Annotated in this window: 30 protein-coding genes and 1 pseudogene; 19 read left to right on the top strand and 12 right to left on the bottom strand. The window is 72.0% G+C overall.

Annotated elements, in window-relative coordinates:
- Window positions 1-9: 9 nt before the first annotated feature.
- The 5 genes and pseudogenes from OG494_RS31630 to OG494_RS31610 all read left to right on the top strand — a co-directional run bounded on the left by OG494_RS31630 (window position 10) and on the right by OG494_RS31610 (window position 2,792).
- Window positions 10-363: a cellulase N-terminal Ig-like domain-containing protein gene (locus OG494_RS31630; protein WP_328444938.1), complete on the top strand. Its 354-nt coding sequence runs from the start codon at window positions 10-12 to the stop codon at window positions 361-363.
- A pseudogene (locus tag OG494_RS31625) lies at window positions 275-463 on the top strand (glycoside hydrolase family 9 protein); the annotation flags it as partial. The gene OG494_RS31630 and the pseudogene OG494_RS31625, both read left to right, overlap by 89 nt.
- Window positions 427-1,413 carry a glycoside hydrolase family 9 protein gene (locus OG494_RS31620; protein ID WP_328459082.1) on the top strand — a complete coding sequence of 329 codons (987 nt, stop codon included), beginning with the start codon at window positions 427-429 and terminating at the stop codon, window positions 1,411-1,413. The pseudogene OG494_RS31625 and the gene OG494_RS31620, both read left to right, overlap by 37 nt.
- A 9-nt stretch (window positions 1,414-1,422) precedes the next feature.
- A complete protein-coding gene (locus OG494_RS31615; RefSeq protein ID WP_328444936.1) occupies window positions 1,423-2,208 on the top strand; it encodes a TIGR00730 family Rossman fold protein in 786 nt (261 codons plus the stop codon).
- A complete protein-coding gene (locus OG494_RS31610; protein WP_328444934.1) occupies window positions 2,208-2,792 on the top strand; it encodes a TIGR00730 family Rossman fold protein in 585 nt (194 codons plus the stop codon). Before OG494_RS31615 ends, OG494_RS31610 begins: the two co-directional genes overlap by 1 nt.
- On the opposite strand, the gene OG494_RS31605 is transcribed toward OG494_RS31610, so the two are convergent.
- Window positions 2,789-3,634, bottom strand: a complete 846-nt coding sequence (locus OG494_RS31605; protein WP_328444932.1) for a LysR family transcriptional regulator — start codon at window positions 3,632-3,634, stop codon at window positions 2,789-2,791. The genes OG494_RS31610 and OG494_RS31605 overlap by 4 nt on opposite strands.
- A 70-nt stretch (window positions 3,635-3,704) precedes the next feature.
- On the opposite strand from OG494_RS31605, the gene OG494_RS31600 reads away from it, so the two are divergent.
- Window positions 3,705-4,421 carry an SDR family NAD(P)-dependent oxidoreductase gene (locus OG494_RS31600; RefSeq protein WP_328444930.1) on the top strand — a complete coding sequence of 239 codons (717 nt, stop codon included), beginning with the start codon at window positions 3,705-3,707 and terminating at the stop codon, window positions 4,419-4,421.
- Between the two features lies 1 nt (window position 4,422).
- Here the strand turns inward: OG494_RS31600 and OG494_RS31595 are convergent, their stop codons facing one another.
- Window positions 4,423-5,097, bottom strand: coding sequence for a lysophospholipid acyltransferase family protein (locus tag OG494_RS31595; RefSeq protein ID WP_328444928.1), 675 nt, complete (start codon window positions 5,095-5,097; stop codon window positions 4,423-4,425).
- Window positions 5,098-5,148: 51 nt separating this feature from the next.
- Here OG494_RS31595 and OG494_RS31590 point away from each other — a divergent pair, with 51 nt between their 5' ends.
- Window positions 5,149-6,051 (top strand): glucosyl-3-phosphoglycerate synthase, encoded by a 903-nt coding sequence (locus tag OG494_RS31590; RefSeq protein ID WP_328444926.1) that lies wholly within the window; start codon window positions 5,149-5,151, stop codon window positions 6,049-6,051.
- On the opposite strand, the gene cydC is transcribed toward OG494_RS31590, so the two are convergent.
- The 4 genes from cydC to OG494_RS31570 all read right to left on the bottom strand — a co-directional run bounded on the left by cydC (window position 5,987) and on the right by OG494_RS31570 (window position 11,412).
- Window positions 5,987-7,567: a thiol reductant ABC exporter subunit CydC gene (gene cydC / locus OG494_RS31585; protein WP_328459081.1), complete on the bottom strand. Its 1,581-nt coding sequence runs from the start codon at window positions 7,565-7,567 to the stop codon at window positions 5,987-5,989. The genes OG494_RS31590 and cydC overlap by 65 nt on opposite strands.
- A gap of 122 nt (window positions 7,568-7,689) precedes the next feature.
- The gene (cydD, locus tag OG494_RS31580) at window positions 7,690-9,246 is read right to left on the bottom strand and encodes a thiol reductant ABC exporter subunit CydD (protein ID WP_328444924.1); all 1,557 of its coding nucleotides are present in this window, start codon (window positions 9,244-9,246) and stop codon (window positions 7,690-7,692) included.
- 9 nt (window positions 9,247-9,255) lie between these two features.
- The gene (locus OG494_RS31575; protein WP_328444922.1) at window positions 9,256-10,245 is read right to left on the bottom strand and encodes a cytochrome d ubiquinol oxidase subunit II; all 990 of its coding nucleotides are present in this window, start codon (window positions 10,243-10,245) and stop codon (window positions 9,256-9,258) included.
- Window positions 10,246-10,248: 3 nt separating this feature from the next.
- Window positions 10,249-11,412 carry a cytochrome ubiquinol oxidase subunit I gene (locus OG494_RS31570; protein ID WP_328444920.1) on the bottom strand — a complete coding sequence of 388 codons (1,164 nt, stop codon included), beginning with the start codon at window positions 11,410-11,412 and terminating at the stop codon, window positions 10,249-10,251.
- A gap of 60 nt (window positions 11,413-11,472) precedes the next feature.
- On the opposite strand from OG494_RS31570, the gene OG494_RS31565 reads away from it, so the two are divergent.
- The 5 genes from OG494_RS31565 to OG494_RS31545 are packed head-to-tail and all read left to right on the top strand — an operon-like array spanning window position 11,473 to window position 13,810.
- Window positions 11,473-11,790 (top strand): helix-turn-helix transcriptional regulator, encoded by a 318-nt coding sequence (locus OG494_RS31565; protein ID WP_328444918.1) that lies wholly within the window; start codon window positions 11,473-11,475, stop codon window positions 11,788-11,790.
- Window positions 11,787-12,455 carry a permease prefix domain 1-containing protein gene (locus OG494_RS31560; RefSeq protein ID WP_328444917.1) on the top strand — a complete coding sequence of 223 codons (669 nt, stop codon included), beginning with the start codon at window positions 11,787-11,789 and terminating at the stop codon, window positions 12,453-12,455. The genes OG494_RS31565 and OG494_RS31560 overlap by 4 nt, the downstream gene beginning before the upstream one ends.
- Window positions 12,452-12,799: a DivIVA domain-containing protein gene (locus OG494_RS31555; protein WP_328444915.1), complete on the top strand. Its 348-nt coding sequence runs from the start codon at window positions 12,452-12,454 to the stop codon at window positions 12,797-12,799. Before OG494_RS31560 ends, OG494_RS31555 begins: the two co-directional genes overlap by 4 nt.
- Entirely contained in the window at window positions 12,796-13,254 is a 459-nt protein-coding gene (locus OG494_RS31550; protein ID WP_328444913.1) for an SRPBCC family protein, read from the top strand. The genes OG494_RS31555 and OG494_RS31550 overlap by 4 nt, the downstream gene beginning before the upstream one ends.
- Window positions 13,247-13,810, top strand: coding sequence for a DNA-3-methyladenine glycosylase I (locus OG494_RS31545; protein ID WP_328444911.1), 564 nt, complete (start codon window positions 13,247-13,249; stop codon window positions 13,808-13,810). The genes OG494_RS31550 and OG494_RS31545 overlap by 8 nt, the downstream gene beginning before the upstream one ends.
- An 87-nt stretch (window positions 13,811-13,897) precedes the next feature.
- On the opposite strand, the gene OG494_RS31540 is transcribed toward OG494_RS31545, so the two are convergent.
- Entirely contained in the window at window positions 13,898-14,692 is a 795-nt protein-coding gene (locus tag OG494_RS31540) for an enoyl-CoA hydratase-related protein (RefSeq protein WP_328444909.1), read from the bottom strand.
- Between the two features lie 198 nt (window positions 14,693-14,890).
- Here OG494_RS31540 and OG494_RS31535 point away from each other — a divergent pair, with 198 nt between their 5' ends.
- Both OG494_RS31535 and OG494_RS31530 read left to right on the top strand, forming a co-directional pair.
- Window positions 14,891-15,058, top strand: a complete 168-nt coding sequence (locus tag OG494_RS31535; protein WP_005155393.1) for a DUF3117 domain-containing protein — start codon at window positions 14,891-14,893, stop codon at window positions 15,056-15,058.
- A 90-nt stretch (window positions 15,059-15,148) separates the two neighbouring features.
- Window positions 15,149-16,612, top strand: coding sequence for a leucyl aminopeptidase family protein (locus tag OG494_RS31530; protein WP_328444907.1), 1,464 nt, complete (start codon window positions 15,149-15,151; stop codon window positions 16,610-16,612).
- Between the two features lie 244 nt (window positions 16,613-16,856).
- On the opposite strand, the gene OG494_RS31525 is transcribed toward OG494_RS31530, so the two are convergent.
- Window positions 16,857-17,762, bottom strand: coding sequence for a LysR family transcriptional regulator (locus tag OG494_RS31525; RefSeq protein ID WP_328444905.1), 906 nt, complete (start codon window positions 17,760-17,762; stop codon window positions 16,857-16,859).
- Window positions 17,763-17,824: 62 nt separating this feature from the next.
- On the opposite strand from OG494_RS31525, the gene OG494_RS31520 reads away from it, so the two are divergent.
- Window positions 17,825-19,006, top strand: coding sequence for an MFS transporter (locus OG494_RS31520; protein WP_328444903.1), 1,182 nt, complete (start codon window positions 17,825-17,827; stop codon window positions 19,004-19,006).
- 385 nt (window positions 19,007-19,391) lie between these two features.
- On the opposite strand, the gene OG494_RS31515 is transcribed toward OG494_RS31520, so the two are convergent.
- Window positions 19,392-20,036 carry an O-methyltransferase gene (locus OG494_RS31515; protein WP_328444901.1) on the bottom strand — a complete coding sequence of 215 codons (645 nt, stop codon included), beginning with the start codon at window positions 20,034-20,036 and terminating at the stop codon, window positions 19,392-19,394.
- Window positions 20,037-20,226: 190 nt separating this feature from the next.
- Here OG494_RS31515 and sigE point away from each other — a divergent pair, with 190 nt between their 5' ends.
- From sigE to tatB, 4 genes are all read left to right on the top strand, one after another.
- Entirely contained in the window at window positions 20,227-20,841 is a 615-nt protein-coding gene (gene sigE, locus OG494_RS31510; protein WP_442874301.1) for an RNA polymerase sigma factor SigE, read from the top strand.
- Window positions 20,838-21,506, top strand: coding sequence for an anti-sigma factor family protein (locus OG494_RS31505; RefSeq protein ID WP_328444899.1), 669 nt, complete (start codon window positions 20,838-20,840; stop codon window positions 21,504-21,506). Before sigE ends, OG494_RS31505 begins: the two co-directional genes overlap by 4 nt.
- Window positions 21,507-21,744: 238 nt before the next feature.
- Entirely contained in the window at window positions 21,745-23,262 is a 1,518-nt protein-coding gene (locus OG494_RS31500) for a S1C family serine protease (protein WP_328444897.1), read from the top strand.
- Window positions 23,263-23,432: 170 nt separating this feature from the next.
- Entirely contained in the window at window positions 23,433-23,852 is a 420-nt protein-coding gene (gene tatB, locus OG494_RS31495) for a Sec-independent protein translocase protein TatB (protein WP_328444895.1), read from the top strand.
- A 72-nt stretch (window positions 23,853-23,924) separates the two neighbouring features.
- On the opposite strand, the gene OG494_RS31490 is transcribed toward tatB, so the two are convergent.
- The 3 genes from OG494_RS31490 to OG494_RS31480 are packed head-to-tail and all read right to left on the bottom strand — an operon-like array spanning window position 23,925 to window position 26,881.
- Window positions 23,925-25,070 (bottom strand): Mrp/NBP35 family ATP-binding protein, encoded by a 1,146-nt coding sequence (locus OG494_RS31490; protein ID WP_328444893.1) that lies wholly within the window; start codon window positions 25,068-25,070, stop codon window positions 23,925-23,927.
- A 10-nt stretch (window positions 25,071-25,080) separates the two neighbouring features.
- Window positions 25,081-25,590: a DUF1003 domain-containing protein gene (locus tag OG494_RS31485; RefSeq protein WP_328444891.1), complete on the bottom strand. Its 510-nt coding sequence runs from the start codon at window positions 25,588-25,590 to the stop codon at window positions 25,081-25,083.
- The gene (locus tag OG494_RS31480) at window positions 25,583-26,881 is read right to left on the bottom strand and encodes a magnesium transporter MgtE N-terminal domain-containing protein (RefSeq protein ID WP_328444889.1); all 1,299 of its coding nucleotides are present in this window, start codon (window positions 26,879-26,881) and stop codon (window positions 25,583-25,585) included. The genes OG494_RS31485 and OG494_RS31480 overlap by 8 nt, the downstream gene beginning before the upstream one ends.
- Window positions 26,882-26,888: the final 7 nt, after the last annotated feature.

Here is a 26,888-nt window from a genome sequence, read left to right as displayed (position 1 = left end):
ACGGACATAGTGACGCCCGCGGCCGCGACCCCCGCGGAGGTGCGTGTCGACCAGGTCGGTTACGCGCTCGGCGAGGCGAAGCACGCATACCTGCTCGGTGGCGCGCAAGGGACCTTCACGGTCGTCGACGACTGCGGCCGCACTGTCCGCCAGGGCCGCATCGGGGCCAGTCTCGGCGCGTGGAATGACCGCTACAAAACCGTTTTCGACCTCGACCTGTCCACTGTGGACCTACCGGGTCACGGCCGCGGGGGCGACGTCGCCGCCGTTCCGGATCGACACCGCGCGACGCCTGGACCGCAAACCCTCGCACCTGGCCGACCGCCGGGGCACCGTCTACGCCGAGCCGAAGTTCGCCGGTGAGGGCGGCGACGAAATCGTCGAACCGCTGACGCCGCTGGGCGGCCGGGTCGACGTCGAAGGCGGCTGGGTCGACGCCGGCGACTTCGTGAAGTTCACCTCCAACACGGCGTACTCCCTGGCCGAGCTGGGTTTCGTGCTGCGCGACGACCCGGACCAAGTGCTGGCGAAGGAGGCACCCCGCTCAGCCCGAACCTCGCCGGCCGTGTCGCCGCCGCGTTCGCGCTCGGCGCGCAGGCCAGGACGTCGGACGTCGGCGAGCTCGTCACGGCCTTCCCGCACGCCTACTACCCCGAGTCGTCCTGGGAGGGCGACCTCGAACTCGGCGCGACGCAGCTCGCGCTCGCGGCCCGCGAGCTGGACGATCCGCGCGCGACCGGCTGGGCCCGCGACGCCGCGAAGTGGGCGAAGACCTACATCGCCGGCGACGACAAGAGCACGCTGAACCTCTACGACACCAGCGCGCTCGCCCATGCCGACCTCGCCGGGCTGCTGCGCACAGGTGTCCCGGGCGCCGCGCTCGGCGTCCGGGAACTGGCCGCCGACCTGCGCCGCCAGCTCGATACCGGAGCGGAACGGGCCGAGAAGAGTCCATTCCGGACGGCCGTCGACGTCACCGATTTCGACGCCGCCAGCAAGAGCTTCGGCTTCGCCGCGACCGCCCGGCTCTACCAGCGCGTCACCGGCGACCCCCGCTACGCGGCGTTCGGCGCACGCCAACGGGACTTCACCCTCGGGGCCAACGCCTGGGGCGTGTCGCTCGTGGTCGGCGTCGGCGCCACGTTCCCGCAGTGCCCGCACCACCAGGCCGCGAACCTCGCCGGACCTTCGAAAGTGCTGTACGGCGCGGTCGTGAATGGACCCAACGGCGCGGACAACTTCGCCGATCTGCCGTTCCCCGCGGGCGCGAAGGAATGCACCCGTCCGGATGAATCCTTCAACGGGCAGGGATCCCGTTACGCCGACGACCCGAGTTCATGGCCCAGTAACGAGCCGGCCATCGACTTCACCTCCACGGCGCTGCTCGCATTTTCGCTCGCGGGGACGTCGTAGCATGGGGAAGTGAGCGAACAGTCTGAATTCCCCGACGGCCAGTACCCCGAGCGTCCGGTCGAGCGCCAGAAGGGCCCCGTGGTCCTGCGTGGCGACCGCCGTGACCAGGGCAGCACGACCGACCAGCGGCTGCTCGACTCGCGCGGGCCCAGCGACTGGGTGCACACCGACCCGTGGCGGGTGCTGCGGATCCAGGCCGAGTTCGTCGAGGGTTTCGGCGCGCTCGCCGAGGTCCCGCGCGCGGTCACGGTGTTCGGCTCGGCGCGCACCAAGCGCGATCACCCGGAGTACGAGCTCGGCCGCAAGATCGGCGAGGCGCTGGCCAACGCCGGGTTCGCCGTGATGACCGGCGGGGGCCCGGGCGCGATGGAGGCGGTCAACCGCGGTGCGGCCGAGGCCGGCGGCTTCTCGGTCGGGCTCGGCATCGAGCTGCCGTTCGAGCAGGGCCTGAACCCGTGGGTCGATCTCGGCGTCAACTTCCGCTACTTTTTCGCCCGCAAGACGATGTTCATCAAGTATTCGCAGGCCTTCATCTGCCTGCCCGGCGGCTTCGGCACGCTCGACGAGCTGTTCGAGGCGCTGACCCTGGTGCAGACGAAGAAGGTCACGAAGTTCCCGGTCGTGCTGTTCGGCAGCGAGTACTGGGGCGGGCTCTACGACTGGATCGCCAAGACCGTGCAGGCCGAGGGCAAGGTCAGCGCGCACGACCTGGACCTGCTGCACGTCACCGACGACATCGACGACGCCGTCCGCGTGGTGCAGGACTCGTACCAGGCCTGGGAGGACACCCACTGATGAGCCGGATCTGTGTTTTCTGCGGCTCGTCGATGGGTTTCTCGCCGCGCTACGCCGAGCAGGCGGCGGCGCTCGGCAAACTGCTGGCCCAGCGCGGCATCGGGCTGGTCTACGGCGGCGCGAGCGTCGGCACCATGGGCGTGGTCGCCGACGCGGCGCTCGCCGCGGGAGGCGAGGTGATCGGCGTGATCCCGGAGGCGCTCTCTTCGGTCGAGATCTCGCACGCGGGGCTCTCGGAACTGCACGTCGTGAAGGACATGCACGAGCGCAAGGCGAAGATGGCGGCCCTGTCGGACGGCTTCCTGGCCCTGCCCGGCGGCGCCGGGACGCTGGAGGAGCTGTTCGAGGTCTGGACGTGGGCCCAGCTCGGCCTGCACACCAAGCCGATCGGCCTGGTCGACGTCGACGGCTACTACGCCCCGCTGCTGGCCTTCGCCGACCACATGGTGACGGAAGGGTTCGTCAAGGCGGACTACCGGCAGCTGCTGCTGACGGACGCCGACCCGGCGGTGCTGCTCGACAAGTTCGCGACGTACGAACCGCCGGCCCCGCCGAAGTGGGCCGCGGGACCGCCGGGCATCTAGGCCGTCACGGTCGCGGCCTCGGTGCTCGCCCGGACGAACGCGGCCACCGCCCGCGACCGCGTCCGGTCGGGCCAGGCCAGCACGATCGAGCTCTGCGGCGCGTCGAGCACCGGCACGCACACGACGTCCGCCCAGGCGTGGCGCCGGACCGACGCCGGGAGCACGGCGACCGCCTGACCCAGTGCGATCAGCTGCATCAGCTGCCCGGAGTCCCGCACCTCGGGGCCGCTCGTCGTCTTGTCCGTCCCCGGCCAGCGGGGGAATGGCTCGCCGTCGAGGTCGGCGAGCACCAGGGCGCTGCGCCCGGCCAGCCGGTGGCCGCGGTGCAGGACCGCCACCTGGTCCTGGGTCAGCAGCAGCTCGGTGTCGAACCCGGCGAGGTCGTCGTGCGCCGGGTGCACGAACGCGAGGTCGACGCGCCCGTCGCGCAGCATCGGCGTCTGCTCGCCGATCCCGCAGACGACCACCTCGACCTCGACGGCGTCCGGGTCCCGCCGGTACCGGGGCAGGATCCGCTCGAGCAGGCCGGCGTCACCGTCGGGTTTTGTCGCCACGAGCAGCTTCGGGACGTCCTCGCCGGCCCGCTGCGCCCGGCGCACCGCGGCGGCGACGGCGTCGAGCGCTTTGTGGCTCTCCGCAAGGAAAACCGCGCCGGCGGCGGTCAGGTTCACCCCGCGGCTGGTGCGTTCCAGCAGCGCCACGCCCAGCCGCCGTTCGAGCTGCTGGATGGCGCGCGACAGGGGCGGTTGCGCCATGCCGAGCCGCTGGGCCGCGCGGCCGAAGTGCCGTTCCTCGGCGACGGCCACGAAGTAGGCGAGCTCCCGCGTTTCCGGTTGCTGCATACCCGCAGGGTATCGGCCGATGCGGCTTCGGTGTTGGCTCGAAGCGGCCGCGCGCTGGTGTGCTGGGGTCATGAACGAAATCACTCTGGTCACCGGCGCGAACAAGGGCATCGGCCGCGAGATCGCCGGCCGGCTCGCCGCCCTCGGGCACACGGTCGTGATCGGCGCCCGCAGCGCTTCCGCCGGCGAGAAAGCGGCCGCGGAGATCGGCGGCTCGTCGGTGGTGCTCGACGTGACCGACCCGGCTTCGGTCGCCGCGGCCGCGGCCGCGATCGACGCCCGCTACGGCCGGCTCGACGTCCTGGTCAACAACGCGGCCATCGCCCTGCCGCCGGACTCCGACCTGGCGAGCCAGCGCCCGAGCACGGCCGATCTCGACGTCCTCCGCACGATCTTCGAGACGAACGTCTTCGGCGTCGTCACGGTCACGAACGCCCTGCTGCCCCTGCTTCGCCGATCGGCGGCGCCGCGCATCGTCAACGTCTCCAGCAGCGGCGCGTCGCTGGCCCGCAACGCCGACCCGGCCAGCGAACTCCCGATCTCGGCGGGGTACACGCCGTCGAAGACCGCTTTGACGTCGTTGACGCTCCAGTACGCGAGGGACCTGCGGGCCGACGGGATCCTGGTCAACGCCGTCTGCCCCGGCCATTGCGCGACCGACCTGAACCGCCACTCGGGCCCCCGGACGGCCGCGCAGGGTGCGGAGTCGGCGGTCCGGATGGCGACGATCCCGAAGGACGGCCCGACGGGCACCTTCGTCGACGACGAAGGCCCGGTGCCCTGGTGACTCAGGCGGCGCCTTCGCTGGGCCGCTTGTGGTACGTGTCCACGTATTCCTGGCCGGACAGCTCGAGGATCGCGTACATCACCTCGTCGGTGACCGAGCGGCGGATCGCCGGCGCGTAGTCCTGGCCTTCGTAGCGCGAAAAGTCGAGGGGCTTGCCGAACGTGATGCCGATCTTGGCCAGGCGGGGGATGCGCGCGCCCTCGGGCTGGAGGTTTTCGGTGCCGGTCAGCGCGACCGGCACCACCTTCGCGCCCGTTGCGAGGGCCAGCGCGCCGACGCCCGTGTGGCCGCGGTGCAGCCGGCCGTCCAGGGAGCGCGTGCCCTCGGGGTAGATCGCGAAGACGCCGCCCGCGTCGAGCACCTTGCGCGCGGCCTCGAGCGCGGCCAGGCCGGCCTGGGCGTTGCCGCGCTCGACCGGGACGTAGCCGAGGCCGCCGAGGAACCCGGCCATCAGCCGGCCCTTGAGCGTCTTGCCGACGAAGTACTCGGCCTTGCCGAGGAACTTGACCTGCCGCGGTGTCGCGAAGGTGATCACGCCGGTGTCGAGCGCGGCCCGGTGGTTGGCCGCCAGGAGCACCGGGCCGGTGGCGGGCACGTTCTCCACGCCACGCACCTCCGGCCGGTAGAGCGCCCTGGCCAGCGGGCCCAGCACGAAGCGGACAAGCTGCGCGATCAAGTGGTCCTCCTCCTCGGATGCGGTGACCCCAGCATGGCACGATCGCTACTCGTGAGTTGGTTCGAGCGGCGTACGTGGCAGGACCCCGGTTGGACGCCCGGGGACATCCTGACCGCGAAGGGTGACCGGACGGTTTCCGTAGTGCTACCGGCGCTGGACGAAGAGCGGACCGTGGGTGCCGTCGTCGCGTCGGTGCGGCCACTGCTCGGCGGCGTCGTCGACGAGCTGGTCGTGCTCGATTCGGGTTCCACGGACACCACCGTTCAAACGGCCGCGGCCGCCGGTGCGCGGGTCGTCCGCCGCGAGGACGTGCTGCCCGACCTGCCGCCGGTGCCCGGCAAGGGCGAGGTGCTGTGGCGCTCGCTCGCCGCGACCAGCGGGGACCTCGTCGTGTTCCTCGACTCCGATCTCGTCGACCCGGACCCGGCGTTCGTGCCGTCCCTGCTCGGCCCGCTGCTGACGACGCCGGGCGTGCACCTGGTCAAGGGCTTCTACCGCCGGCCGCTGCGGCTGGAGAGCAGCGGCGGCGGCCGCGTCACCGAACTGCTCGCGCGGCCGGTGCTCTCGGCGCTGCGCCCGGCGCTCGGCGCCCTGATCCAGCCCCTTGGCGGCGAATACGCGGGCACCCGCGAGTTCCTCGAATCGGTGCCGTTCGCGGCCGGGTACGGCGTCGAGATCGGGCTGCTGCTCGACGCCGAGGCGCGCTACGGCCTCGACGGGCTCGCGCAGGTCAACCTCGGGGTGCGCAAGCACCGGAACCGCTCGCTGCCGCAACTGGGGGTGATGTCGCGGCAGATCCTCGGCACGGCGCTCGCGCGCTGCGGCGTCCACGCCGCCGACGCGCCGCTGACGCAGTTCGTGCAGGTCGACGAGGAGTGGCTGCCGGACGTCACGGACGTCCTGGTCGCCGACCGGCCGCCGATGCGGGAAGTGCTCGCCCGTCCTCGAGGGTGACGACCTCGTCGAAGCCGTCGAGGTGCTCGGGGCGGTGCGTCACGAGGACGACGCTGCCTTTCGTCTGCTCCAGGACGCGCTTGAGGACGGCGTCGCCGTGGGCGGGGTCGAGGCCTTCGACCGGCTCGTCGAGCACCAGGACCTTGGGTGCCGCGAGGACCGCGCGGGCCAGGATCAGCCGTTGCCGCTGACCGCCGGAGAGCGCGTCGCCGTCCGGGCCGGTGTCGCGGTCGAGGTCCAGGTCGAATCCCGCGGTCTCGCAGGCTTTCGACAGCTCGGCGCCGGTCGCGTCCGGCTTGGCGAGCAGGAGGTTCTCGCGGACGGTCGTGTGGAAGACGTGCGCGTCCGAGAGCGCGCCGGAGACGGTTTCCGACAGGTCGGCGTACTCGGCGAGCGGATGGCCGTCGAGGGTGACGCGGCCGGACGTCGGGGTTTCCAGGCCGAGGAGCAGGCGCAGCAGGGTCGTCTTCCCGGCGCCGCTGGGCCCGAGGATCCCGACGCGCTTGCCGGGCTGGAGGTCGAGGTCGACGTCCCGCAGCGCGGGGGCGCGTCCCGGATAGCGGAGGCCGGCTCTTTCCAGCCGGAAGCGCCCTTTGTCTGCGGTGCGCGTGCCCGGGGTTTCCGGCGGCGTGGCGAGAACGGCCCTGACGCGGGCGACCGACTCGCGGATCTCGGGCACCCGGCGGGCGGCGGTGATCAGGGGGAGGACGACCTCGAACGTCGTCATGGAGGCCAGGGTGAGGGCGGCGGTCCAGGGGACGGAGGCGTCGCAGAGCAGGCCCACGGCGATCGTGGTGAGGAGCTGCACGAGGACCCCGGCGGCGCTCGGCAAGGCGGGTTTCGCGGCCGGTTCCCGGAGCTGCTCGACGACTTCGTCCGCGGCGGCGCGCTTTTCGCCGAGTGCCCCGGCGGCGACCAGCTCCCGATACCCGGTGACGAGTTCGACGGCGCGTTCGGCGAGTTCCGCGCGTTTCGGGGCGTTTTCGGCCGCTCGCCGCGCGGTGCTCCTGACGGCCAGCCACGGCAGCACCGCCCCGGCGACGACGAGCCCGGCGGCCAGCGCCCCGGCGGCGCTCGCGGACGCCGTCGCGACCACCCCGACGGCGGTCAGCCCGACCAGCCCGGCGACGGCCGCGGGCAGCAGCCACCGCAGGACGGCGTCCTGCAGAGCGTCCACATCGGACACCAGCCGCGTGACGAGGTCCCCGCCGGAGTACCGCGACCCGGGCGCGATGGCCTGGTAGACGCGGGTGCGCAGTGAACCGAGCCACCGGAGGACGACTTCGTGCCCGGCGAGCCGTTCGGCGTACCGGAGACCACCGCGCAGGAGGGCGAGAGTCCGCACGGCGACGATGGCCACGGTGAGAGCGGCGAGCGGCGGCCGCTCGGCGGCCCGGAGCAGAAGCCAGGCGGCGGTGGCCATGAGCGCAAGCCCGGCGAGCTCGGCACCGGCGGCGAGCAGGGCCGCCCGGGCGAGCCGAAGAACGTCCTTGGTGGACACGGCCCACAGCCCCAAGACAGCCCCCACCCTTCCCGGGGGGCGTCCTCGATCCCAGCGAACCGTCCCTGGCCTGCGAAAACGTGCCGCGCGAGAATCTGTGGACAAGTGCTCGCCGGTGGATACCGAACTTGACAAAGTCACTCCGCCACCTCCGCCGCCACCCGGCCGCCGCGGAGTTCGATCACCCGCTCCGCCAGCGAGACCATCGCCGGCCGGTGGGCCACCAGGACCGCCGTGCGTCCCGGCAGCAGAAGGCGCGTCGCGGACAACACCGTCGCCTCCGTGCGGGCGTCCAGCCGGGCTGTCGGCTCGTCCAGCAGCACCAGCCCCGACGAGGTCCGCGCCAACGCCCGGGCCAGCCCCACTCGCTGCCGCTGCCCGGCCGACAACCCCTCGCCCAGCTCACCCACCTGGGACGCGTAGCCGTCAGGCAGCCCCGCCACCACCTGGTCCAGCGCCGCCGCGCGGGCCGCGGACTCGAAGTCCGGAGTGGCGAGGCCCAGGCCGATGTTCGAGGCCAGCGAACCCCGGAACAACGTCGGCCGCTGCGGGACCCACGCGATGTCCGCCAGCCAGCCGGACGGATCCAGCGACCGCACGTCCACCCCGTCCGCCAGGACCCGGCCCGACGTCGGCGTCACGAACCCCAGCAGCACCGCCAAGAGGGTGCTCTTCCCGGATCCGCTCGGCCCGGCCAGCGCCAGCCGTGCACCGGCCGGCACGCAAAGGTCCACATCGGACAGAGCGACGACGTCGCCGAAAGAGACGGACACCCGCTCGAAGACCAGCGAAGGCGCACCTCGGCGGCGAGTGAGCGTCCCGGAACGTGAAGAAACCACCGGTACGGCGAGAGCCTCCCGCAACGCCGTCAACCCCTCCGCCGCCGCGTGGAACTTCGCGCCCGCCGCCCGCAGCGGCAAGTACGCCTCCGGCGCCAGCACCAGGATCAGGAGCGCCGTCCGCGCGTCCAGCCCGCCGGCCAGCAGGCGGAAGCCGATCGGGACCGCGACCAAGGCCACCGACAGCGTCGCGACCAGTTCCAGCACCAGCGCCGACAGGAACGCCACCCGCAACGTCTTCAGCGTCGCGTCCGTGTGCGCGTCCGCCATCGCGCGGACCGTCCGAGCCTGCGCCTGCGCCCGCCCGAACACCTTCAGCGTGCCGAGCCCGCGGACGACGTCGAGGAAGTGCCCGCCCAGCTTCTTCAGCAGGTCCCACTGGGTGTGCGCCGACGTGTGCTTGCCGACCAGGCTCGCGAACACCGGGATCAGCGGCAGTGTCGCCGTCACGACCAGCGCCGACGTCAGATCCGTCGTGACCAGCCGGACGATCACCGCGACCGGCACCACCACCGACACGACGAGCGTCGGCAGGTACCCCGTCAGGTAGCTGTCGGTGGCGTCGACACCGCGCGTCACCTGCGTCGCGACCACGCCGGCCCGGTCGGCCGCCGAGCCGAGCAGCCGGCGCCGCAGGCCGGCTTTGACCGAGGACGCAAACCGTCCACTGAGGACATCGACAGCCATCGAAAGCATTACCCGGCCGGCAATCGCGAGCACCAGAGCGAACGAGAGACCGCCGCCGGTGAGCAGCGTGGCGAGACCTTCGGCCTGGATCAGGACGGCGGACGCCGAAAGCACGCCGAGCGTGCTCAGCAGGACCAGGTACCGCCGGAGTCCGGGAAGTGCGGGCACGACGTCCCCCTAGAAGTGCAGCAGCGAACGCTGGTCGACGGGAGCGCGGTGCGCGCGCCAGGTCAGCCACTGCACGACGAGCAGCAGCAGGACCGCCGGCGGCGCGAACCAGTTCAGCACCGCGAACGTGCTCGACGCGGTCGCCGCCTGGTCCGTCGTGAGCGCGTAACCCGAGTCCGCCACCAGGATCGCGGGAAACCGCAGCGTGCCGACCAGCAGCGCGGGACTCGCCGCGAGCACCATCGCCCCGAGCAGCGCCACCCGGTGGCGCTTGAGCGCGAGTCCCAGCCACACCGAACCCAGCGCGAGGAACGCGAGCACGACCACGCCGATGCCCACCGTCCTCACGCCGTGCAGCGCGAAGGAACCCCACCCGGTGGCGACGACGAGGAAGCCCGCCACGGGCGGCAGGAACGCCCGCGCCAGCCGCACCGCGCGCCCGGTCAGCTCGGCCGGCGCCCGCACGGCCAGGAACACCGCGCCCTGCAGGGAGAACAGCGCGACGAACCCCAGCCCCCACACCACGGCGTACGGGTTGAAGAGCGCGAGCACGGCACCGGACGGCGAGCCGTCGGCGGTCAGCGGCAGACCGGCCACCAGGTTGCCGAGGAACAGGCCCCACGACACCGCCGTCACCAGCGCGCCGCCGACGATGCCCGCGGTCCACGCGCCGCGCGGCGCCCCGGGGCGGCGGCTGCGCAGCTGCATCGACGCCGTGAACGTCACCAGGCCGAGCAGCAGGGTCACGACCAGGACGTACGCCCCGGCGAACACCTTGCCCTCCAGGTGCGGGAAGGCGCCGAACAGCACGCCGACCGCGGCCACCAGCCACACCTCGTTGGCCAGGAAGAACGGCCCGAGCGCGCCGAGGGTCTGCCGCCGTCGCCGCTCGTCGGCGTCGAACGCGGGCAGCAGCATCCCGACGCCGTAGTCGTACCCCGCGAGCGCGAAATAGCCGCAGGTCAGCAGGCCCAGCACGCCCCACCAGAAGGTCACCATCGGTCAGACTCCGCTCAGGACGGGCAGTTCGGCGACGTCGCGCTCGACCGGCTCCGGGCCGCGCTTGGCGACCCGCGCCAGCAGCACCCAGTCGGCCGCAGCGAGCGCGGCGAACAGCAGTGAGAAAGCGATGAAGGAGAACAGGATCTGGCCGGCCGGGACGTCCGCGATCGCGTCGGCGGTGCGGAGCCTGCCCCAGACCAGCCACGGCTGACGGCCGATCTCGCGCACCAGCCAGCCGAGGATCGCCGCGGCGAACGGCAGCGGGATCGCCGCGACCATCAGGTAATGCAGGAACCGGGCCTGGGTGATCCAGTTCCGGAACAGCAGCGCGCAGCCGAGCAGCGCGCACAGCAACATGACGAACCCGAGCATGATCATCAAACCCAGTGGCAGCCCGACACCGCCGTCCTTCAGCTTGTCCGGCTGGTACATCGCGAGCTCCCCGAACTGCGCGAAGCCCTGGTTGACCACGAGGATCGCACCGATCAGCGCCGCGACGACGCCGATCCGCATCGAGCGGCGGAAGAACTCGACCTCGGTGGTGCGCTTCAGGAAGTGGTACGCGCTGACCCCGGCCACGAAGAATCCGCCGGTCAGGATCGCGGCGCTGACGACGTGCGGCAGCGACGCGACCAGCGCGGGGTTCGTGAAGAGCGCGCCGAAGTCGTCGAGGTGCAGGGTGCCGTTCTCGAGGTGGCTGCCGACCGGGTCCTGCAGGAACGAGTTGGCCAGCATGATGAACAGCGCCGACGCGTACGCAGTCAGCGTGACGAGCCAGATCAGCGCCAGGTGCAGCCACTTGTCCATCCGCCCGAAGCCGAAGATCCACAGGCCGAGGAACGTCGACTCGAGGAAGAACGCGACGAGCGTCTCGATGGCCAGCGGGGCACCGAAGACGTCACCGGCGAACGCGGAAAGGCCGGTCCAGGTCAGCCCGAACTGGAATTCCATCACGATGCCGGTGACGATCCCCAGCGCGTAGTTGATCACGTACAGCCGGCCCCAGAAGCGCGTCATCCGCTCCAGTTCGGGCTTTCCGCCGAGCGCCGAGCGGGTCTGCATCACCGCCACCAGCGTGACCAGCCCCAGGGTGAGCAGCACGAACAGGAAGTGGAACGAGGTCGTCGTCGCGAACTGGAGTCTCGCGACCGGGAGTGCGTTCATGTAGCCAGGCTACACATAGTCTGGCTACATGTAGCCAGTCGACGTGTAGACTGCGTACCCATGAAGGCGGACTCCTTGCGCGGGCACCTCGACGCGTTGCTGCTGGCGGTCCTCGACGGCCGGAAACTGCACGGCTACGCGATCATCGAGGCCCTGCAGCTGCGCACCGACGGCGCGCTCGACCTGCCGACCGGCACGGTCTACCCGGCGCTGCGCCGGCTCGAGCGGGCCGGCTGGCTGGCCAGCGAGTGGGACGTCGTGTCCGGACGCAAGCGGCGCACCTACCACCTCACCCGCTCCGGCCAGCAGGAACTGGCCGCCGAACGCACGGAATGGCGGGAGTTCACGGCCGTCATCGGGGGAGTGCTGGGCGCATGATCGACGACTACCTGGCCGATCTCGACCAGCGGCTGCACGGCTGCGGCAAGTTCAAGGCCGACCTCCTGGACGAGGCGCGCGACGGCCTGCACGACGCGGCCGACGCCTACCGCGCCGGCGGCCGGAGCGACGAGGACGCCGAGCGCCGCGCCGTCGCCGACTTCGGGCCCGCGGCCCTCGTCGCCCGCGACTACCAGGCCGAGCTCGGCATGCTCAGCGGCGTCCGCACGCTGTGGAAGCTCGTCATCGGCGTGCCGCTGATGCAGGCGTCCTGGGACTACGCCCGGATCCTCACCTACGGCGCCTGGACGCAGCTGCCGACGTCGACGCCGGAGTGGTACCGCGTCGTCGCGCACACCACCCACGGCGCGGTGTTCGTCGTGCCGGTGATCGGCGTGCTCGCGCTGCTCGGCACGCGCTGGCTCAGCCGGCGGCTCGAACCCGTCCGGCTGGCCCGGTTCTGCGGCGTGCTCATCGCGCTGGCCGTCGGCATCAACCTCGGCTCGGTCGGCCTGCTGATCGGCTCGACCGGCATCGTCGACGTCTCCCGGTTGTTCCTGAGCGTCCCGTGTGCGGTGTTGATGGTCGCCTGGGTGCTTCTTTCCCTGCGGCTCGTCGTGCTCGCGAGACGTTCCTGGGGCGGGTATGCCACGATCGTCGCGTGACGACCGCGCTGATCTACCTCGTAGTCATGCTGCTGGTGGCCGCCGTGGTGTTCCTCCTGGCCGCGGTGGTGTTCGGCCGGGGTGAGGAACTGGCCCCGCTGCCGCCGGGCAGCTCGCCCACGCGGCTGCCCGCCGAGGACATCACCGGCGACGACCTGCAGGACGTGCGCTTCCAGCTGGTGCTGCGCGGCTACAAGATGTCCGAAGTGGACTGGGTGCTGCGCCGCCTCGGCGTCGAGATCGACGAGCTGCGCACCCGGGTGGCCGAGCTGGAGCAGCGCCGGCCCGAGCGCGAAGCCGAGCGCGAAGCCGAGCGGGAGACCGCGCCGGAGAGCGCCCAGTGACCGACCTCGTGCTGTCGGTCGACGTCCGCGCGCCGGCCGGGACGACCTGGCTCGCGCTCACGGACTGGACGCGCCAGGGCGAGTGGATGCTGGGCACCGACGTCGAAGTGACCGAGGGCAACGGCCGCAGCGTCGGCTCGCGGCTGGCGGCGTTCACCGGGGTCGCCGGGATCGGCTTCACCGACAAGATGGAGATCACGACCTGGGAGCCGCCGGTGCGGTGCGCGGTCCGGCACCAGGGCGGCTTCGTGCAGGGCACCGGCGTGTTCCAGGTGGTGCCGAAGGGCGCGCAGCGCTCGACGTTCGTCTGGGCCGAGCACCTGCGGCTGCCGTTCGGGCCGCTGGGACGGCTCGGCTGGCCGGTCGTGCGGCCGGCGTTCGCGCTGGGGGTGCGCCAGTCGCTGCGGCGGTTCGCGCGGTTCGCGGAGGACTATTCGGTGGGCGGGGATGTCTGAGCTGATCGGCGCCGACGGCGTCGCGCGGTGCACCTGGGGCAACTCGACCCCGGACTACGCCGACTACCACGACAAGGAGTGGGGCACGCCGCTCCACGGGCAGGACGAGCTGTACGAACGCCTGTGCCTCGAGGCGTTCCAGTCCGGGCTGTCGTGGATCACGATCCTGCGCAAGCGCGAGAGCTTCCGGAAGGCGTTCAAGCAGTTCAAGGCGGCGAAGGTGGCGAAGTTCGGTGACGCCGACGTCGAGCGGCTGATGCGGGACGCGTCGATCGTGCGGAACCGGGCGAAGATCCTGGCGGCGATCAACAACGCCCGGGTGATCGCGGACCTGGACGTCCCGCTGGACGACCTGCTGTGGTCGTTCGCGCCCTCTTCGCATCGGCGGCCACCGGCGATGGCGGACGTCCCGGCCATCACGGACGAGTCGAAGGCGATGGCGAAGGCGCTGAAGAAGCGCGGCTTCGCGTTCCTCGGCCCGACGACGTGTTACGCGCTGATGCAGGCCACCGGCATGGTCGACGACCACGTCAAGGGCTGCTTCCGCGCGGGCTGACCGGTTCCGGGGTCTGCCGTGGCTGTCGTGAGTGTTTAGGGCGGTTAGAACCGCCCTAAACACTCACGACAGGCCGCGGCAGACCGACTACTTGCCCAGGAAGTTCGGCTTGCGCTTGCCGACGAACGCTTCGACGGCCTCGGCGTGGTCGGCGGTCGCGCCCAGCGCGGTCTGGGCGGCGTCCTCGGCGGCCAGCGCCTCCTCGAACGTCGACTGCGCGGCCAGGTTGAGGACGCTCTTGATCTTCGCGTAGGCCACGGTCGGGCCGGCCGCGAGCTTCGCCGCGATCTTCTGGGCGCGCGCCGCGAGCTCCTCGTCCGGCACGACCTCGCCGACCAGGCCGAGCCGCTGCGCCTCGGCGGCGTCGACGGTCCGGGCCAGCAGCATCAGCTCGGCGGCGCGGCCGTAACCGACCAGCCGCTGCAACGTCCAGGAGGCGCCCGAGTCCGGGCCCAGCCCGACGTTGGCGAAGGCCATCAGGAACGACGACGACTCGGCGGCGATCCGCAGGTCGCTGGCGTAGGCGAAGGCCGCGCCGGCCCCGGCGGCGGTGCCGTTGATCGCCGCGATGACCGGCTTGTCCATGGCCACGATCGCCTGGACGATCGGGTTGTAGTGCTCCTTCACCGTGTGTAGCGGGGCGGGGTCACCCGCTTGCAGCAGCCCGACGTGCTCCTTCAGATCCTGGCCGGCGCAGAACGCCTTGCCCGAACCGGTCAGCACGACCGCGCGGACGGCCTCGTCGTCCGCTGCCCCGCGCAGGGCCGCGAGCAGTGCTTCCTTCAGCTCGACGGTCAGCGAGTTGTACGCCTGCGGCCGGTTGAGGGTGAGGGTGCGCACCCCGTCGGCGTCGGCGATCAGCAGGACGTCGGATGTGGTCACGTCTTCTCCTTGCGCTGAAACATCGGTCGTCCGAGACTCTCACACCCCTCGCGGGCCGCATACCAGCACCGATACGGCAGCAAAAGATCGGTCCGCTGATGCGCCGAGGCGCTGATAGGGGACAATGGACGGTAAGACCCGGCTGGCTTTCACGCGAGCGCGACCCGGGCGCGCCGGTTGAGACGGAGGGAGCACGCTATGGCGGCCATGAAGCCCCGGACCGGAGATGGTCCCCTCGAAGTGACTAAGGAGGGGCGGGGCCTCGTGATGCGCGTACCGCTCGAGGGTGGCGGGCGACTCGTCGTCGAACTCTCCGCAGAGGAAGCGAAAGACCTCGGCGCCGCTTTGCAGGAGGTCACCGGCTGAACCGGCCCCCCAGAACCGTCCTTCCGTCGCACCCCGGTCTCCCTTCGGAGGCCGGGGTCGCGGTTCCTCTGCGCCCGAAGGTTGCTCACTGTGCGTAATCCGCTACCCCCCGTTCCGACTAGTCTCCTCGACATCGAGGTCGCGGGCGACCTTCGCCGCGGCACCCCGACGGTCCGGCTCGTGACCGCGCCGGCCGACGACGTCGAGGCCGAGCCGGTCGAGATCGGCGGTGTCCGGATCACCGGCAAAGCGGGCGACGTCCAGACGGTCCAGGGTGACGGCCCCCGCTGGGTCGCGGGGCTCGGCGACGGCAAGCCGAAGCAGTACCGGAAGACCGGCGCGGCGCTGGTCCGCGCGGTGAACGCGGCGCTGGCCGACGACGTCGAGAACGGCGCGAAGGCGTTCCGCGCGGTGCAGCTCGTGCTGCCCGAGGAGGCGTCCGGCGAGCACGTCACGGAGCTGGCGCTGGGCCTGCTGCTCGGCGGCTACCGCTTCAAGGTGTCCATTGAGGACCCGAAGCCGGCGGTGCGGACGGTGCGGCTGGTGACGCACGATCGCGCGGTGGCGAGCCACACCGAGCTCGTCGAGCGCGCCACGGCGCTGGCCGCGGCGACGGCGCTGACCCGCGACCTCGCGAACACCCCCTCGAACGTCAAGTCCCCGGCCTGGCTCGCGGACACCGCGGCGAAGGTCGCCGGCCCCCGCGTCGAAGCGACGATCCGCGACGAGCAGTGGCTCGCGGCGCAGGGCTTCGGTGGCGTCCTGGCCGTCGGCGGCGGTTCGGCGCGGCCGCCGCGGCTGATCGAGCTGTCCTACAAGCCCTCCGGCGCGGTCAAGCACTTGCTGCTGGTGGGCAAGGGCATCACGTTCGACACGGGCGGCCTGTCGATCAAGCCGGCCGACGGCATGCACCTGATGCGCACGGACATGGCGGGCGGCGCGGCGGTGATCGCCGCGACCCGCGCGATCGCCGCGCTGGGGCTGCCGGTGCGGGTGACCGCGCTGGTCCCGGCGGCCGAAAACCACGTGTCCGGTTCGGCCTACCGGCCCGGCGACATCGTCCGCCACTACGGCGGCAAGACGACCGAGGTCGGCAACACCGACGCCGAGGGCCGCATGGTCCTGGCCGACGCGCTGGCGTACGGCATCAAGAAGTACGGCCCGGACGTCGTCGTCGACGCGGCGACCCTGACGGGCGCGATGAAGGTGTCGCTCGGTTTGCGCACGGGCGGCCTGTTCGCCACGGACGACACGCTGGCGGCTTCGGTCGTCGCGGCGGGTTCGCGCGTCGGCGAGGCCTGGTGGCGCATGCCGCTGGTGGAGGACTACGCGGAGAACGTCCGAGGCGAGTTCGGCGACGTCCGCCAGACCCCGGGCGGCCCGGGCAGCATCACGGCGGCGCTGTTCCTGCGCGAGTTCACGGAGGGCCTGCCGTGGGCCCACCTGGACATCGCGGGCCCGGCCCGGTCGGAGAAGTCCTACGACGACGTGGTCCCGGGCGCGACGGGCTTCGCGGCCCGAACCCTGGTGGAGCTGGCCGCCTCACTGGCCTGAGATCCGCCGGCCAGGTGGCGTCGGCCTGGGCTGTCTGCGCCGCCGCCGGACCGTCCCGTGCTGTCCGCGCTGCTGCCGGACTGTCGCTGCCGTCGCGCCGTCGGAGTTATCCACAGCCTGGCTGGATTGTGGGCAACTCGCGGCTCACGACCGTTTTCGCCGGGCTCCGTCAGGGGCCACCGATAGACTGGACTCGGGGACGCCCCCCAGGGAAGGGTGGGGGAGTTTCCTGGCGGCGGCCGGATTATTTGCGCCCCGCCGTTGCCAGCACGTGGTCCCGGAAGGCCGTCACCGCGGGGGTTGCCGGCTCGCCCGCGCGCCAGACCAGGCCGATCGTCCGTGACGCCGGTGGGTTCAGCGGTACTTCCGCTACTCCTGCCGGTGTGCCCGGGCCGAACCGCGGCAGCAGTGCCACGCCGAGGCCCGCCGCGACCAGGCCGCGGACCGTGTCCGACTCCTGGCCCTCGAACGCGATGTGCGGCGCGAAACCGGCCGCCGCGCACAGTTCGTCCGTCAGGGTGCGGACGCCGTAACCCGGCTCCAGCAGCACGAACTCCTCCTCGGCCAGCTCGGCCACCCGCACCGAACCGCGGCCGGCGAGGCGGTGGCCCGTCGGGACCGACAGCAGGATCTCCTCCTCCGCCAGCCCCGCCGAGACCAGTGAAGGCGCGTCCGACGGCAACGGCGCGAGCAGCGCCAGGTCCAGCTCGCCGCCCGCCAGCCGGTCGAGCATGTCCTGCCGCGAGCCCTGGACCAGCGTGAACCGCACCCCCGGGTACCGCGCCCGGTAGCCGCGCAGCAGCGACGGCACCAGCGACCGCCCGAGCAGGTGCAGGAAGCCGAGCACCACGTGTCCCGACTCCGGCGCCACCTCCTCGCGCGCCAGCCGGACGCCGGTGTCGACCGCCGCCAACGCGCGTTCGGCGGCCTCGGCCAGCAGCTCCGCCGCGCGGGTGAGCCGGATGCCGCGGCCGTCCGGGACGGTCAGGGGCGCGCCCAGCGCGTCGGCCAGCGCCGCGATCCGGCGGCTCACCGTCGGCTGCGGGACGCCCAGCAGTTCGGCCGCGCGTGTGACGTTCCCCGTACTCCGCAGCGCGACCAGGAGCCGCAGGTGCGGTGCGAGCTGCGCCGACAGCGAGTCATGCGTCATCGCATGAATTATAGATCACATGTGTATTAGACGTATTGATTAGCGCTGCTTACTTTCAGTGGGTGACCACCACCCGCCGAGTCAAGACCGCCGTCGCCGCGGCCGGGATCTCCTCTTTCGCCCTGCTCTACGCCCCGCAGCCGGTGCTGCCGCAGCTCGCCGCGCAGTACCACCTCGACCCCGGCGGCGCGGCGCTCGCGGTGAGCGTCGCGACCGGCGCGCTGGCCATCGCGGTCCTGCCGATCGCCGCGCTGTCCGAGGTGGTCGGGCGGCGGCCGGTGATCGTGACGTCGGTGGTCGCGTCGGTCGTGTTCGGGCTGCTGCTGCCGTTGATGCCGACGTACCCGGCGCTGCTCGTGCTGCGCGCCTTGCAGGGCATCGCGATCGCCGGATTCCCCGGGGTCGCGGCCGCCTACCTGGCCGAACGGCTCGGCCGCGCGGGCGTCGCCGCCGCCGTCGGCGCGATGATCGCGGGCAACACCGTCGGCGGCATGCTCGGCCGGCTGTCCGCCGGCTTCTCCGCCGGGCCGCTCGGCTGGCGCGGCGCGCTGTACGTCGTCGCGGGCATCGGCGCGGTGTGCGCCGTGATCACCGTCGTGACGCTGCCGCCCGGCACGGCCCGCGGGAAGGTGCAGCTCAAGGCGGTCGCCGCCGGGCTGGTGACGGCGGTGCGGCGGCCGGTGCTGCTGGCCCAGTACGCCGTGGCGCTGCTCGCGATGGGTTCGTTCGTCGCGCTCTACAACGCGGCCGGGTTCCGGCTGACCGGCGACCCGCTGGACCTGTCGCCGGCGATCGCGTCGCTGGTGTTCCTCGCCTACGCGACCGGCTCGGTCTCCTCGGCCGCGGCCGGACGGCTGGTGGCGCGCGTCGGCCGCCGTCGCGCGGTGATCGGCTCGCTGCTGCTGATGGCCGCCGGGGCGGCGCTGACCCTGCCGGACTCGTTGCCGCTGGTGATCGCCGGTTTCCTGGTGCTGACCTGCGCGTTCTTCGCCGCGCACGCGGTCGCCAACGGCTGGGCGGCGGCCGACGCCCCCGAGGACGCCCGCGGCCAGGTCGGCGGCATGTACACGGCGACGTACTACCTGGGCAGCAGCATCGGCGGCGCGGCCGGCGCGTACGTCTACGGCCACGCGGGCTGGGGCCGGCTGATCGCCCTGGTAGCGGTCTGGCTCTTGCTGGCGGCGGCCGCGGTGGGCGCCGGAACCCGGGTGCGCACCGAGCGGCGCGAACTGGTCCCGAGCTGAGTCCAGCCGTCCGGCCCCGCAAACACACCCCCGCCCAACCCTGGGGGGCGTCCCCGTTCCAGTTTACCGGCGACCACCGACAAGTCCGGCAAAATCGGCGACTTGTCCACAGGCGGGCCGACTTGTGGACAGGTGCTCGGATCACTGCCGTGACCAGGCGGATCGTGCCGACCGGCGAGCTTCGAGTTGAGCCAGATCGCTGCGAGGAGCAAGCCGACCACGCCAGCCGCGGGAGGCGAGTCGGATCGCTGCGAGGGGCCAAGCCGACCACGCCAGCCGCGGGAGGCGAGTCAGATCGCTGCGAGGAGCACGCCGACCATGCCGCCGCGGAGCCGAGTCAGATCGCCGCGAAGGCCAAGCCGACCACACCGGCCACCGAGGCGGCTCAGATCGCCGCGGCCACCAGCAGGCCGCCGCCCACCGGGAGGAGGGCCGGGACCAGGCGTTCGTCTTCGCGGAACGCTCGGGCGACCTCGCGCAGGGCCAGCGTCTCCGGGTCGCGCCGGGACGGGTCGATCACCCGGCCGCCCGCCAGGACGTTGTGGAACGCGATGATCCCGCCGCGGCGCAGCAGCGACACGCCCAGCTCGTAGCACCCCGGGTACTCGATGTGCGCCGAGTCGACGAACACCAGGTCGTAGCCGCCCGGCGTCAGCCGCTGCAGGACGTCCAGCGCCCGTCCGACGATCAAGCGGGTCCGGCCCGGCGCGTAACCGGCTTCGCGGAACGCCGCGCGCGCGGCCCGCTGGTACTCCGGCTCCAGGTCGATCGACGTCAGGATGCCCTCCGGGGCCATCCCGCGCAGCAGGCTCAGCCCGCTCACCCCGGCGCCCGTGCCGACCTCGACGACGGCCTTCGCCCGCAGCGTGGCGGCCAGGAACCGCAGGGTCGCGCCGGCGCCCGCGGACAGCGGGCTGCAGCCCAGGTCCTCGGCCCGTGCGCGCGCCGAAGACAGCACCTCGTCGTCGGGCAGGTACCCGTCGACGAACCCGGAGTCGGCCGGTGCGGCCGCAGGGGTGGGCGTGTTCACGCACGGAGGTTAGCGTTGGTTGTCGATAAATCCTCGCAGGCTCCCTGGTAAGCACTCAGGAAGAACTTCTCAGCCTGTTCTCAGTCCAGTCTCACTAGAACCATAAGGAACCCCGACAGACTCGAATCCAGACACACGGGAACACCGTGCCCGCGACCCGCGTTGGGTGGAGCAGACAGGAGAAACACAGATGGAGGTGCCTGCTCCCACGATGCAGAACGCCGATGCGGACGTCGACGCGGCTCAGCCCGTGTCCCTGGACGAGGCGGCCTGGACGCCACCGTCCTGGGACGAGGTCGTCCGCGAGCACGGTGACCGGGTCTACCGGCTCGCCTACCGCCTGACCGGCAACACCCACGACGCCGAGGACCTCACCCAGGAGACCTTCATCCGGGTCTTCCGGTCGCTGGCGTCCTACAAGCCCGGCACGTTCGAGGGCTGGCTGCACCGGATCACCACCAACCTCTTCCTCGACATGGCCCGCCGCCGCTCGCGAGTGCGGATGGAAGGCCTGCCGGAGGACACCGACCGCATCGTGGGCGACGACCCGAGCCCCGAGCAGGTCTACACCGACACCCACCTGGACCCGGACCTGCAGGCCGCGCTCGACGAGCTGCCGCCGGAGTTCCGTGCCGCCGTCGTGCTGTGCGACGTCGAAGGTCTCTCGTACGAGGAGATCGGCGCGACGCTCAACGTCAAGCTGGGCACCGTTCGCAGCCGGATCCACCGCGGTCGCCAGGCGCTGCGGGCTTCGCTGGAGCGCCGACGCAGTTACGCCCCGGAGTCTGCGAAGGTGTCGGTATGACCGCACCGCGAGGCTGGGGACTCCCCGAGTCGCACCTGCTGCCGGACGCCGTGGTCGCGTTCGTGGACGGCGAACTTTCGCACGGCGCGCGTGACCGCGCGGCGGCGCACATCACGCGCTGCGCCTCCTGCGCCGGCGACGTCCAGGCCCAGCGGCAGGCGTGCGCCGCGATCCGCGGCGCGGGCGCGCCGTCGATGTCGGCCGGGTTCCTGGCGAGCCTCCGGTCCATCCCGGAGCACACGGACCTGCCCAGCAGCCCCGACAACCTGGCGATCACCGCCGACGGCCAGCTCGTCGCGGTCCAGCGGCCCGACCGGGTCGCCGGCCTGCGCGACTCAGGCGTGCTGGGCGGCGTGGCGCCGCTCGGCTCGTCGGCCCCGCTCGGCCAGTCCCCGAACGTCCTGGGCGGCGGCCGCTTCAAGCGCCGCGCGGCACAGGGTGCCGGCGTGGTCGTGTCGGGCTTGGTGCTGAGCGCGCTGGCGCTGGTGGGCACCTCCGCAGACGGCGGTGACGGCACCCCGGACACGGGCGGCCAGGTCCCGCAGAACGCGAACCTGCTCCCGGCCCAGATGGCGGTGCCGCAGGCACCTCGCCCGGAGCCGGCCCCGTCGGTGACGTCGACACCGGTGAGCTCGCCGATCGCGGTGCCGGTCGGCGTCCGCTGACCGAATCCGAGCAGCCCCCGCCACTCCCTGGGGGGCGGCCCCGGGTCCAGTTTATCGGCGCCCACCCGCGGAACCGGCGATCCGGTGACCCACAACGCCGGTTTGTCCACATCGCCGAGTGCCTGTGGGCAACTCGCGGGCCGGCCAAGAAACAGCCATTTCACCGCCGTACCGGCAGACTCGGCGCACTGGGCTTGGGTATCGTCACGCCCAGCCACCTGATCTTCAGCACCGGGGAATGATGACCGAGCCGAACGTGAATCCCGAGCAGCCCGGCGCGCACGATGCCGACCGGCTGGGGCCGCGCCCGCTGGCGCGGCCGGCCGTCGATCCGGGGCAGGCCGCGGTGTTCGGCCGGCCGCAGGGGGTCGACGGGGCGTTCGACAAGCTCTACACCCCCCAGCAGACCAACGGCGTCAAGCTGACGCCGCCGGCTCCCGAGTCGCTGGCCGAGGCGTTCAGCCGGCCGCCCGGGGCCGAAGGCGTTCTCCTGGAGCGGCCGCGGGAGGCCGTTGGGGACGCGTCGCAGGCCGAGCCGCCGCTGTGGACCGGGACGGGTGACCCGTGGCGTGATCCGGGCGCCGGCGCCGTGCTCGCCGGGCCCGCGATGCCCGCCGAAGACGAGGAAAAGCCCGCTCGGCGTCCGCCGGGTGCGTTGCTGAGCCTGCCCGAGGTGCTGTTCGGCCGGCGGGTGAAGCCCAAGGCGCTGGTGCTGCTCGGGGTCGTCGCGCTGCTGATCGGCGCAGCCGGCGGGCTGGTCGGCTGGTGGGCCGCCGACACCGGCACCGAGCTCACCGGGTCCGCGACGATCTCCGAAGCCGAGGCCGCCAAGGAACGGCCGGCCGGTTCGGTCGCCGAGATCGCCAAGCGCGTCTCGCCGGCCGTCGTCTCGCTCGAGGTGTTCAAGCCCGGCGCCGAGTCCGGCGAGCAGGGCTCCGGCGTGATGATCGACCCGCAGGGCTACATCCTCACCAACGACCACGTGATCAGCTCCGCCGCCGCGGATCCGGGCGTCAAGATCACCGCGATCTTCATCGACGGCACCCGGACCGACGCCAAGCTCGTCGGCACCGACCCGAAGACCGACCTCGCGGTGGTGAAGGTCAACGTCACCAACCCGACCGTGCTGCAGATCGGCAAGTCGTCGGACCTGCAGGTCGGCGACACCGTGATGGCGATCGGCTCGCCGCTGGCGCTGCAGAACTCGGTGACCGCGGGCATCGTCAGCGCGCTGAACCGGCCGATCACCGCCGGCGGCGACAACGGCGCCGCGCCGGTCACTTACGAGGCCATCCAGACCGACGCCGCGATCAACCACGGCAACTCCGGCGGCGCGCTCGTCGACGCCACCGGCGCGCTGGTCGGCATCAACTCGTCGATCCGCTCGTCCAGCGCGGACGGCGGCAGCATCGGCATCGGCTTCGCCATCCCGAGCGACTACGCGATCAAGATCGCGAAGGCGCTGATCAAGGACGGCAAGGTCCAGCACGCCGACATCGGCATCAACGCGTCCTCGACGGTCGCCGGCTCGTCCACGATGGGCGCGCAGGTCAAGAACGTCGCCCCCGGCGGCCCGGCCGCGAACGCGGGCATCAAGGAGGGCGACGTGATCACGAAGATCGGCAACCGCCTGGTCCGCGACTCCGCGGAACTGACGGTCGCGGTGCGCGCGCACGACGTCGGCGAGGTGGTCCCGGTGTCGCTGGCTCGTGACGGTGCCAGCTTCGTCGTGGACGTAACCCTGGCTTCCGATTGAACCTTGTTCTGGGTAGCCCGCCGCGCCCCGCACGCAGATCGCTGGTCAACGCAGATGTCATGCGGCGGGCGACGGCTGAACAAGGTTCACCTGAGTTACCGCGTTCGGCCTGCTTGAGCGGGGCCGGTGGCGAGTACCCTGAGCCAGTAGGTTCCGAGCGGAGGTTGACGGTGTTCGACAGTGTCGGATGGGGGGAAATCCTCGTCCTCATCATCGCCGGTCTTTTCATCCTCGGCCCGGAACGGCTGCCCGAGGCGGCGTCCTGGATGGCGAAGAGCGTGAAGAAGGTCCGCGACTTCGCGACCGGGGCGAAAGAGCAGCTCCGCGAGGAGATGGGCCCGGAGTTCGACCAGCTGCGCAAGCCGCTGGAAGACCTGCGCGGGCTGCGCAACTTCGACCCGAAACGCGTGGTGACGCAGCACCTGTTCGACGGTGACAGCGACCCGCTCGGCCTCAAGGGCATCACGAACGGCGGCAACGGCACGAACGGGGCCAACGGTTCGAACGGCTACACGGCCGCCCAGACGAAGCCCCAGCCGGAGCCGCTGAAGCCCGGCGAGCGTCCGCCGATCGACCCGGACGCCACGTAAGTTCACCGAAAGTCCGTGAATGGCACATCGAGGGACCTGAAGTCCCTCGATGTGCCATTCACGGACTTTGGTCTAGCGCCCCGCGGGTGTCACGTTCAGCATCATCCCGGCCAGTCCGCGCGCGCGGACCGTCAGCTTCTTCGCGGCTTCCCTCAGCACCAGCGAAGCCGGGGCCTCCGGGTCCGAGAGCACCAGCGGCGTGCCCGAGTCGCCCTGCTCGCGCAGGCGCGGGTCCAGCGGCACCTGGCCCAGCAGCGGGACCTCCGAGCCGATCGACTTCGTCAGCGAGTCCGCCACCGTCTGGCCGCCGCCGGAGCCGAAGATCTCCAGGCGAGACCCGTCGGCCTGCTCCAGCCACGACATGTTCTCGATGACGCCGGCGACCCGCTGACGCGTCTGCAGCGCGATCGCGCCCGCGCGCTCGGCGACCTCGGCCGCCGCCTGCTGCGGGGTGGTGACGACCAGGATCTCCGCGTTCGGGATCAGCTGGGCCACCGAGATCGCGATGTCGCCGGTGCCCGGCGGCAGGTCCAGCAGCAGGATGTCGAGGTCGCCCCAGAACACGTCCGCCAGGAACTGCTGCAGCGCGCGGTGCAGCATCGGGCCGCGCCACACCACCGGGGTGTTGCCCGGGGTGAACATGCCGATCGAGATCATCTTCACGCCGTGCGCCTGCGGCGGCATGATCATCGTGTCGACCTTGGTCGGCTTCTCGTGGGTGCCCAGCATGCGGGGGATCGAGTGGCCGTAGATGTCCGCGTCGACGACGCCGACCGAGAGCCCGCGCTGGGCCATCGCCGCGGCCAGGTTCACCGTGACCGACGACTTGCCGACGCCGCCCTTGCCGGACGCGACGCAGTACACCCGCGTCATCGAGCCCGGCTGGGCGAACGGGATCACCGGCTCGGTGCTCTCGCCGCGCAGCGACTTCCGCAACTCGGTGCGCTGCTCGTCGTTCATGACGTCCAGCTCGACCCGGACGTCGGTGACGCCGGGGACCTTCGAGACGGCTTCCTTCGTGTCGTTGGTCAGCGTCGCCTTCAGCGGGCAGCCGGCCACGGTCAGGTAGATCCCGACGGTGACCACGCCGTCGTCGCCGACGACGACGTCCTTCACCATCCCCAGGTCCGTGATGGGTTTGTGGATCTCGGGGTCTTGCACGCTCTTCAGCGCGCTGCGGACGTCATCGACGCTGGGGAGCTGCTGAGTGCTGGTCACCCCGTCCATGTTACGAGCCGGTAGGAGTGCGGTTCGGTTTGGCCTTCCTGGGCTGGACGTCGAGGTCCTCCCGCAGCCGGTCGAGCTCGCTGCGGAGGTAGTCCCGGGTCGCCACCTCGCCGACCGCGAGCCGCAGCGCGGCCAGCTCCCGGGCCAGGTACTCCGTGTCGGCCTTCGTCTGCAGGGCCCGGTTCCGGTCCTCTTCCAGGGAGACGCGGTCCCGGTCGTCCTGGCGGTTCTGCGCGAGCAGGATCAACGGCGCCGCGTACGCCGCCTGGGTCGAAAAGGCCAGGTTGAGCAGGATGAACGGGTACGGGTCCCACTGCAGCGACACGGCGGCGAGGTTCATCGCGATCCAGATGATCACCAGCAGCGTCTGCCAGAACAGGTACTTGCCGGTGCCGAGGAACCGGGCGACGCGCTCGGTGAGCCGCCCGAAGGTGTCCGGGTCGATGTTCAGCTTGAACCGGTTCTGGCTGCGGGGCTGGTCCAGCCGCCGTCCGGACGTCGGTTCAGGCACGCTCGGCCTCCAGGTTTTCGCCGGTCTCGCCGGTCGTGTCGTGCAGGCCGGTCTCGCGCCAGTCCTCGGGCAGCAGATGGTCGAGGACGTCGTCGACGGTGACCGCGCCGATCAGGTGGTCCTCGGTGTCGACGACCGGCCCGCAGGTCAGGTTGTAGGCCGCGAAGTAGCGGGTGACCTCGGGCAGCGTCGCGTTGGGCCGCAGGGCGGCCAGCCCGGTGTCGACGGCGCTGGCCACCAGCTCCGCCGGCGGTTCGCGCAGCAGCCGCTGGAAGTGGACGACGCCGACGAAGCGCCCGGTCGGCGTCGCGGTCGGCGGCCGGCAGACGAACACCATGCTGGCCAGCGCCGGCGGCAGCTCGGCGTTGCGGATGTGCGCCAGCGCCTCGGCGATCGTCGTGTCGGGCGTGAGGACCACCGGCTCGGGGGTCATCAGGCCGCCCGCGGTGTCGGACGAGTAGGCCAGCAGCCGCCTGACCGGCGCCGACTCCTCCGGCTCCATCAGCTCCAGCAGCCGGCTCTGCTCGGCCGGGGCCAGCTCGGCCAGCAGGTCGGCGGCGTCGTCCGGGCTCATCGCCTCGAGGATGTCGGCCGCGCGCTCCTCGGCGAGGTAGGACAGCAGCTCTTTCTGGTCGTCGTCGGGCAGCTCTTCGAGGACGTCGGCGAGGCGCTCGTCGTCCATCGCGTCGGCGACCTCGTGCCGGCGCTTGAGCGGCAGATCGCGGATCGTCGCGGCGACGTCGACCGAGCGCATGGTGTCGAACAGCATGAGCAGCTGCCCGGCGCCCTGCTGCTGGCCGGTGATGTCGGTCAGGCTCAGCCCGGCCACCTCCGCCCACGGCAGCACCTGCATCGCCGAGCGACGCCGGCCCAGCCCGGCCCGCCGCTCCCGGATGGCGAGCTTCGCCAGCACCCAGTCTCGGGTGCGGGTCGGCTCCATCCCGGCGTCGACGACGGTGACGCGGGTGTCCGAGCCGGCCAGCGACGCGTGCGCGTCCAGGAGCTGGCCGAGCACCAGGACCTCGTTGGGCCGCTGGTTGAACTGGCGCATGTTGACCGAGCCGGTGGCCAGCGTGACGGCGGTCGGCTCGATCGCCGTGACCCGCAGCATCGGCACGAAGACCCGCCGCCGGGTGGTCAGCTCGACGACCACGCCGAGGATGCGCGGCGGCTGCGTGTCGAGGCGCAACCCGGCGACGAGGTCGCGGACCCGGCCGATGGATTCACCGTCCGGGCCGAACACCGGCAAACCCGACAGCTGAGCTGCGAAAACCCTGTTGACCGCGGCCATGGCGCCG

It is taken from the genome of Amycolatopsis sp. NBC_00438 (assembly GCF_036026695.1).
GTDB lineage: Bacteria > Actinomycetota > Actinomycetes > Mycobacteriales > Pseudonocardiaceae > Amycolatopsis.
This window is presented reverse-complemented; position numbering and strand designations above follow the sequence as displayed.

What these genes read in the sequence shown, in the direction of transcription:
- OG494_RS31535 (WP_005155393.1), top strand. Translation starts at nt 14,891, where the DNA reads ATGGCGGCCATGAAGCCCCGGACCGGAGATGGTCCCCTCGAAGTGACT.
- sigE (WP_442874301.1), top strand. Translation starts at nt 20,227, where the DNA reads ATGGAGGTGCCTGCTCCCACGATGCAGAACGCCGATGCGGACGTCGAC.
- OG494_RS31610 (WP_328444934.1), top strand. Translation starts at nt 2,208, where the DNA reads ATGAGCCGGATCTGTGTTTTCTGCGGCTCGTCGATGGGTTTCTCGCCG.
- OG494_RS31575 (WP_328444922.1), bottom strand. Translation starts at nt 10,245, where the DNA reads ATGGTGACCTTCTGGTGGGGCGTGCTGGGCCTGCTGACCTGCGGCTAT.
- OG494_RS31605 (WP_328444932.1), bottom strand. Translation starts at nt 3,634, where the DNA reads ATGCAGCAACCGGAAACGCGGGAGCTCGCCTACTTCGTGGCCGTCGCC.
- OG494_RS31545 (WP_328444911.1), top strand. Translation starts at nt 13,247, where the DNA reads ATGTCTGAGCTGATCGGCGCCGACGGCGTCGCGCGGTGCACCTGGGGC.
- OG494_RS31600 (WP_328444930.1), top strand. Translation starts at nt 3,705, where the DNA reads ATGAACGAAATCACTCTGGTCACCGGCGCGAACAAGGGCATCGGCCGC.
- OG494_RS31500 (WP_328444897.1), top strand. Translation starts at nt 21,745, where the DNA reads ATGATGACCGAGCCGAACGTGAATCCCGAGCAGCCCGGCGCGCACGAT.
- OG494_RS31480 (WP_328444889.1), bottom strand. Translation starts at nt 26,881, where the DNA reads ATGGCCGCGGTCAACAGGGTTTTCGCAGCTCAGCTGTCGGGTTTGCCG.
- OG494_RS31505 (WP_328444899.1), top strand. Translation starts at nt 20,838, where the DNA reads ATGACCGCACCGCGAGGCTGGGGACTCCCCGAGTCGCACCTGCTGCCG.
- OG494_RS31565 (WP_328444918.1), top strand. Translation starts at nt 11,473, where the DNA reads ATGAAGGCGGACTCCTTGCGCGGGCACCTCGACGCGTTGCTGCTGGCG.
- OG494_RS31560 (WP_328444917.1), top strand. Translation starts at nt 11,787, where the DNA reads ATGATCGACGACTACCTGGCCGATCTCGACCAGCGGCTGCACGGCTGC.
- OG494_RS31525 (WP_328444905.1), bottom strand. Translation starts at nt 17,762, where the DNA reads ATGACGCATGACTCGCTGTCGGCGCAGCTCGCACCGCACCTGCGGCTC.
- OG494_RS31570 (WP_328444920.1), bottom strand. Translation starts at nt 11,412, where the DNA reads ATGAACGCACTCCCGGTCGCGAGACTCCAGTTCGCGACGACGACCTCG.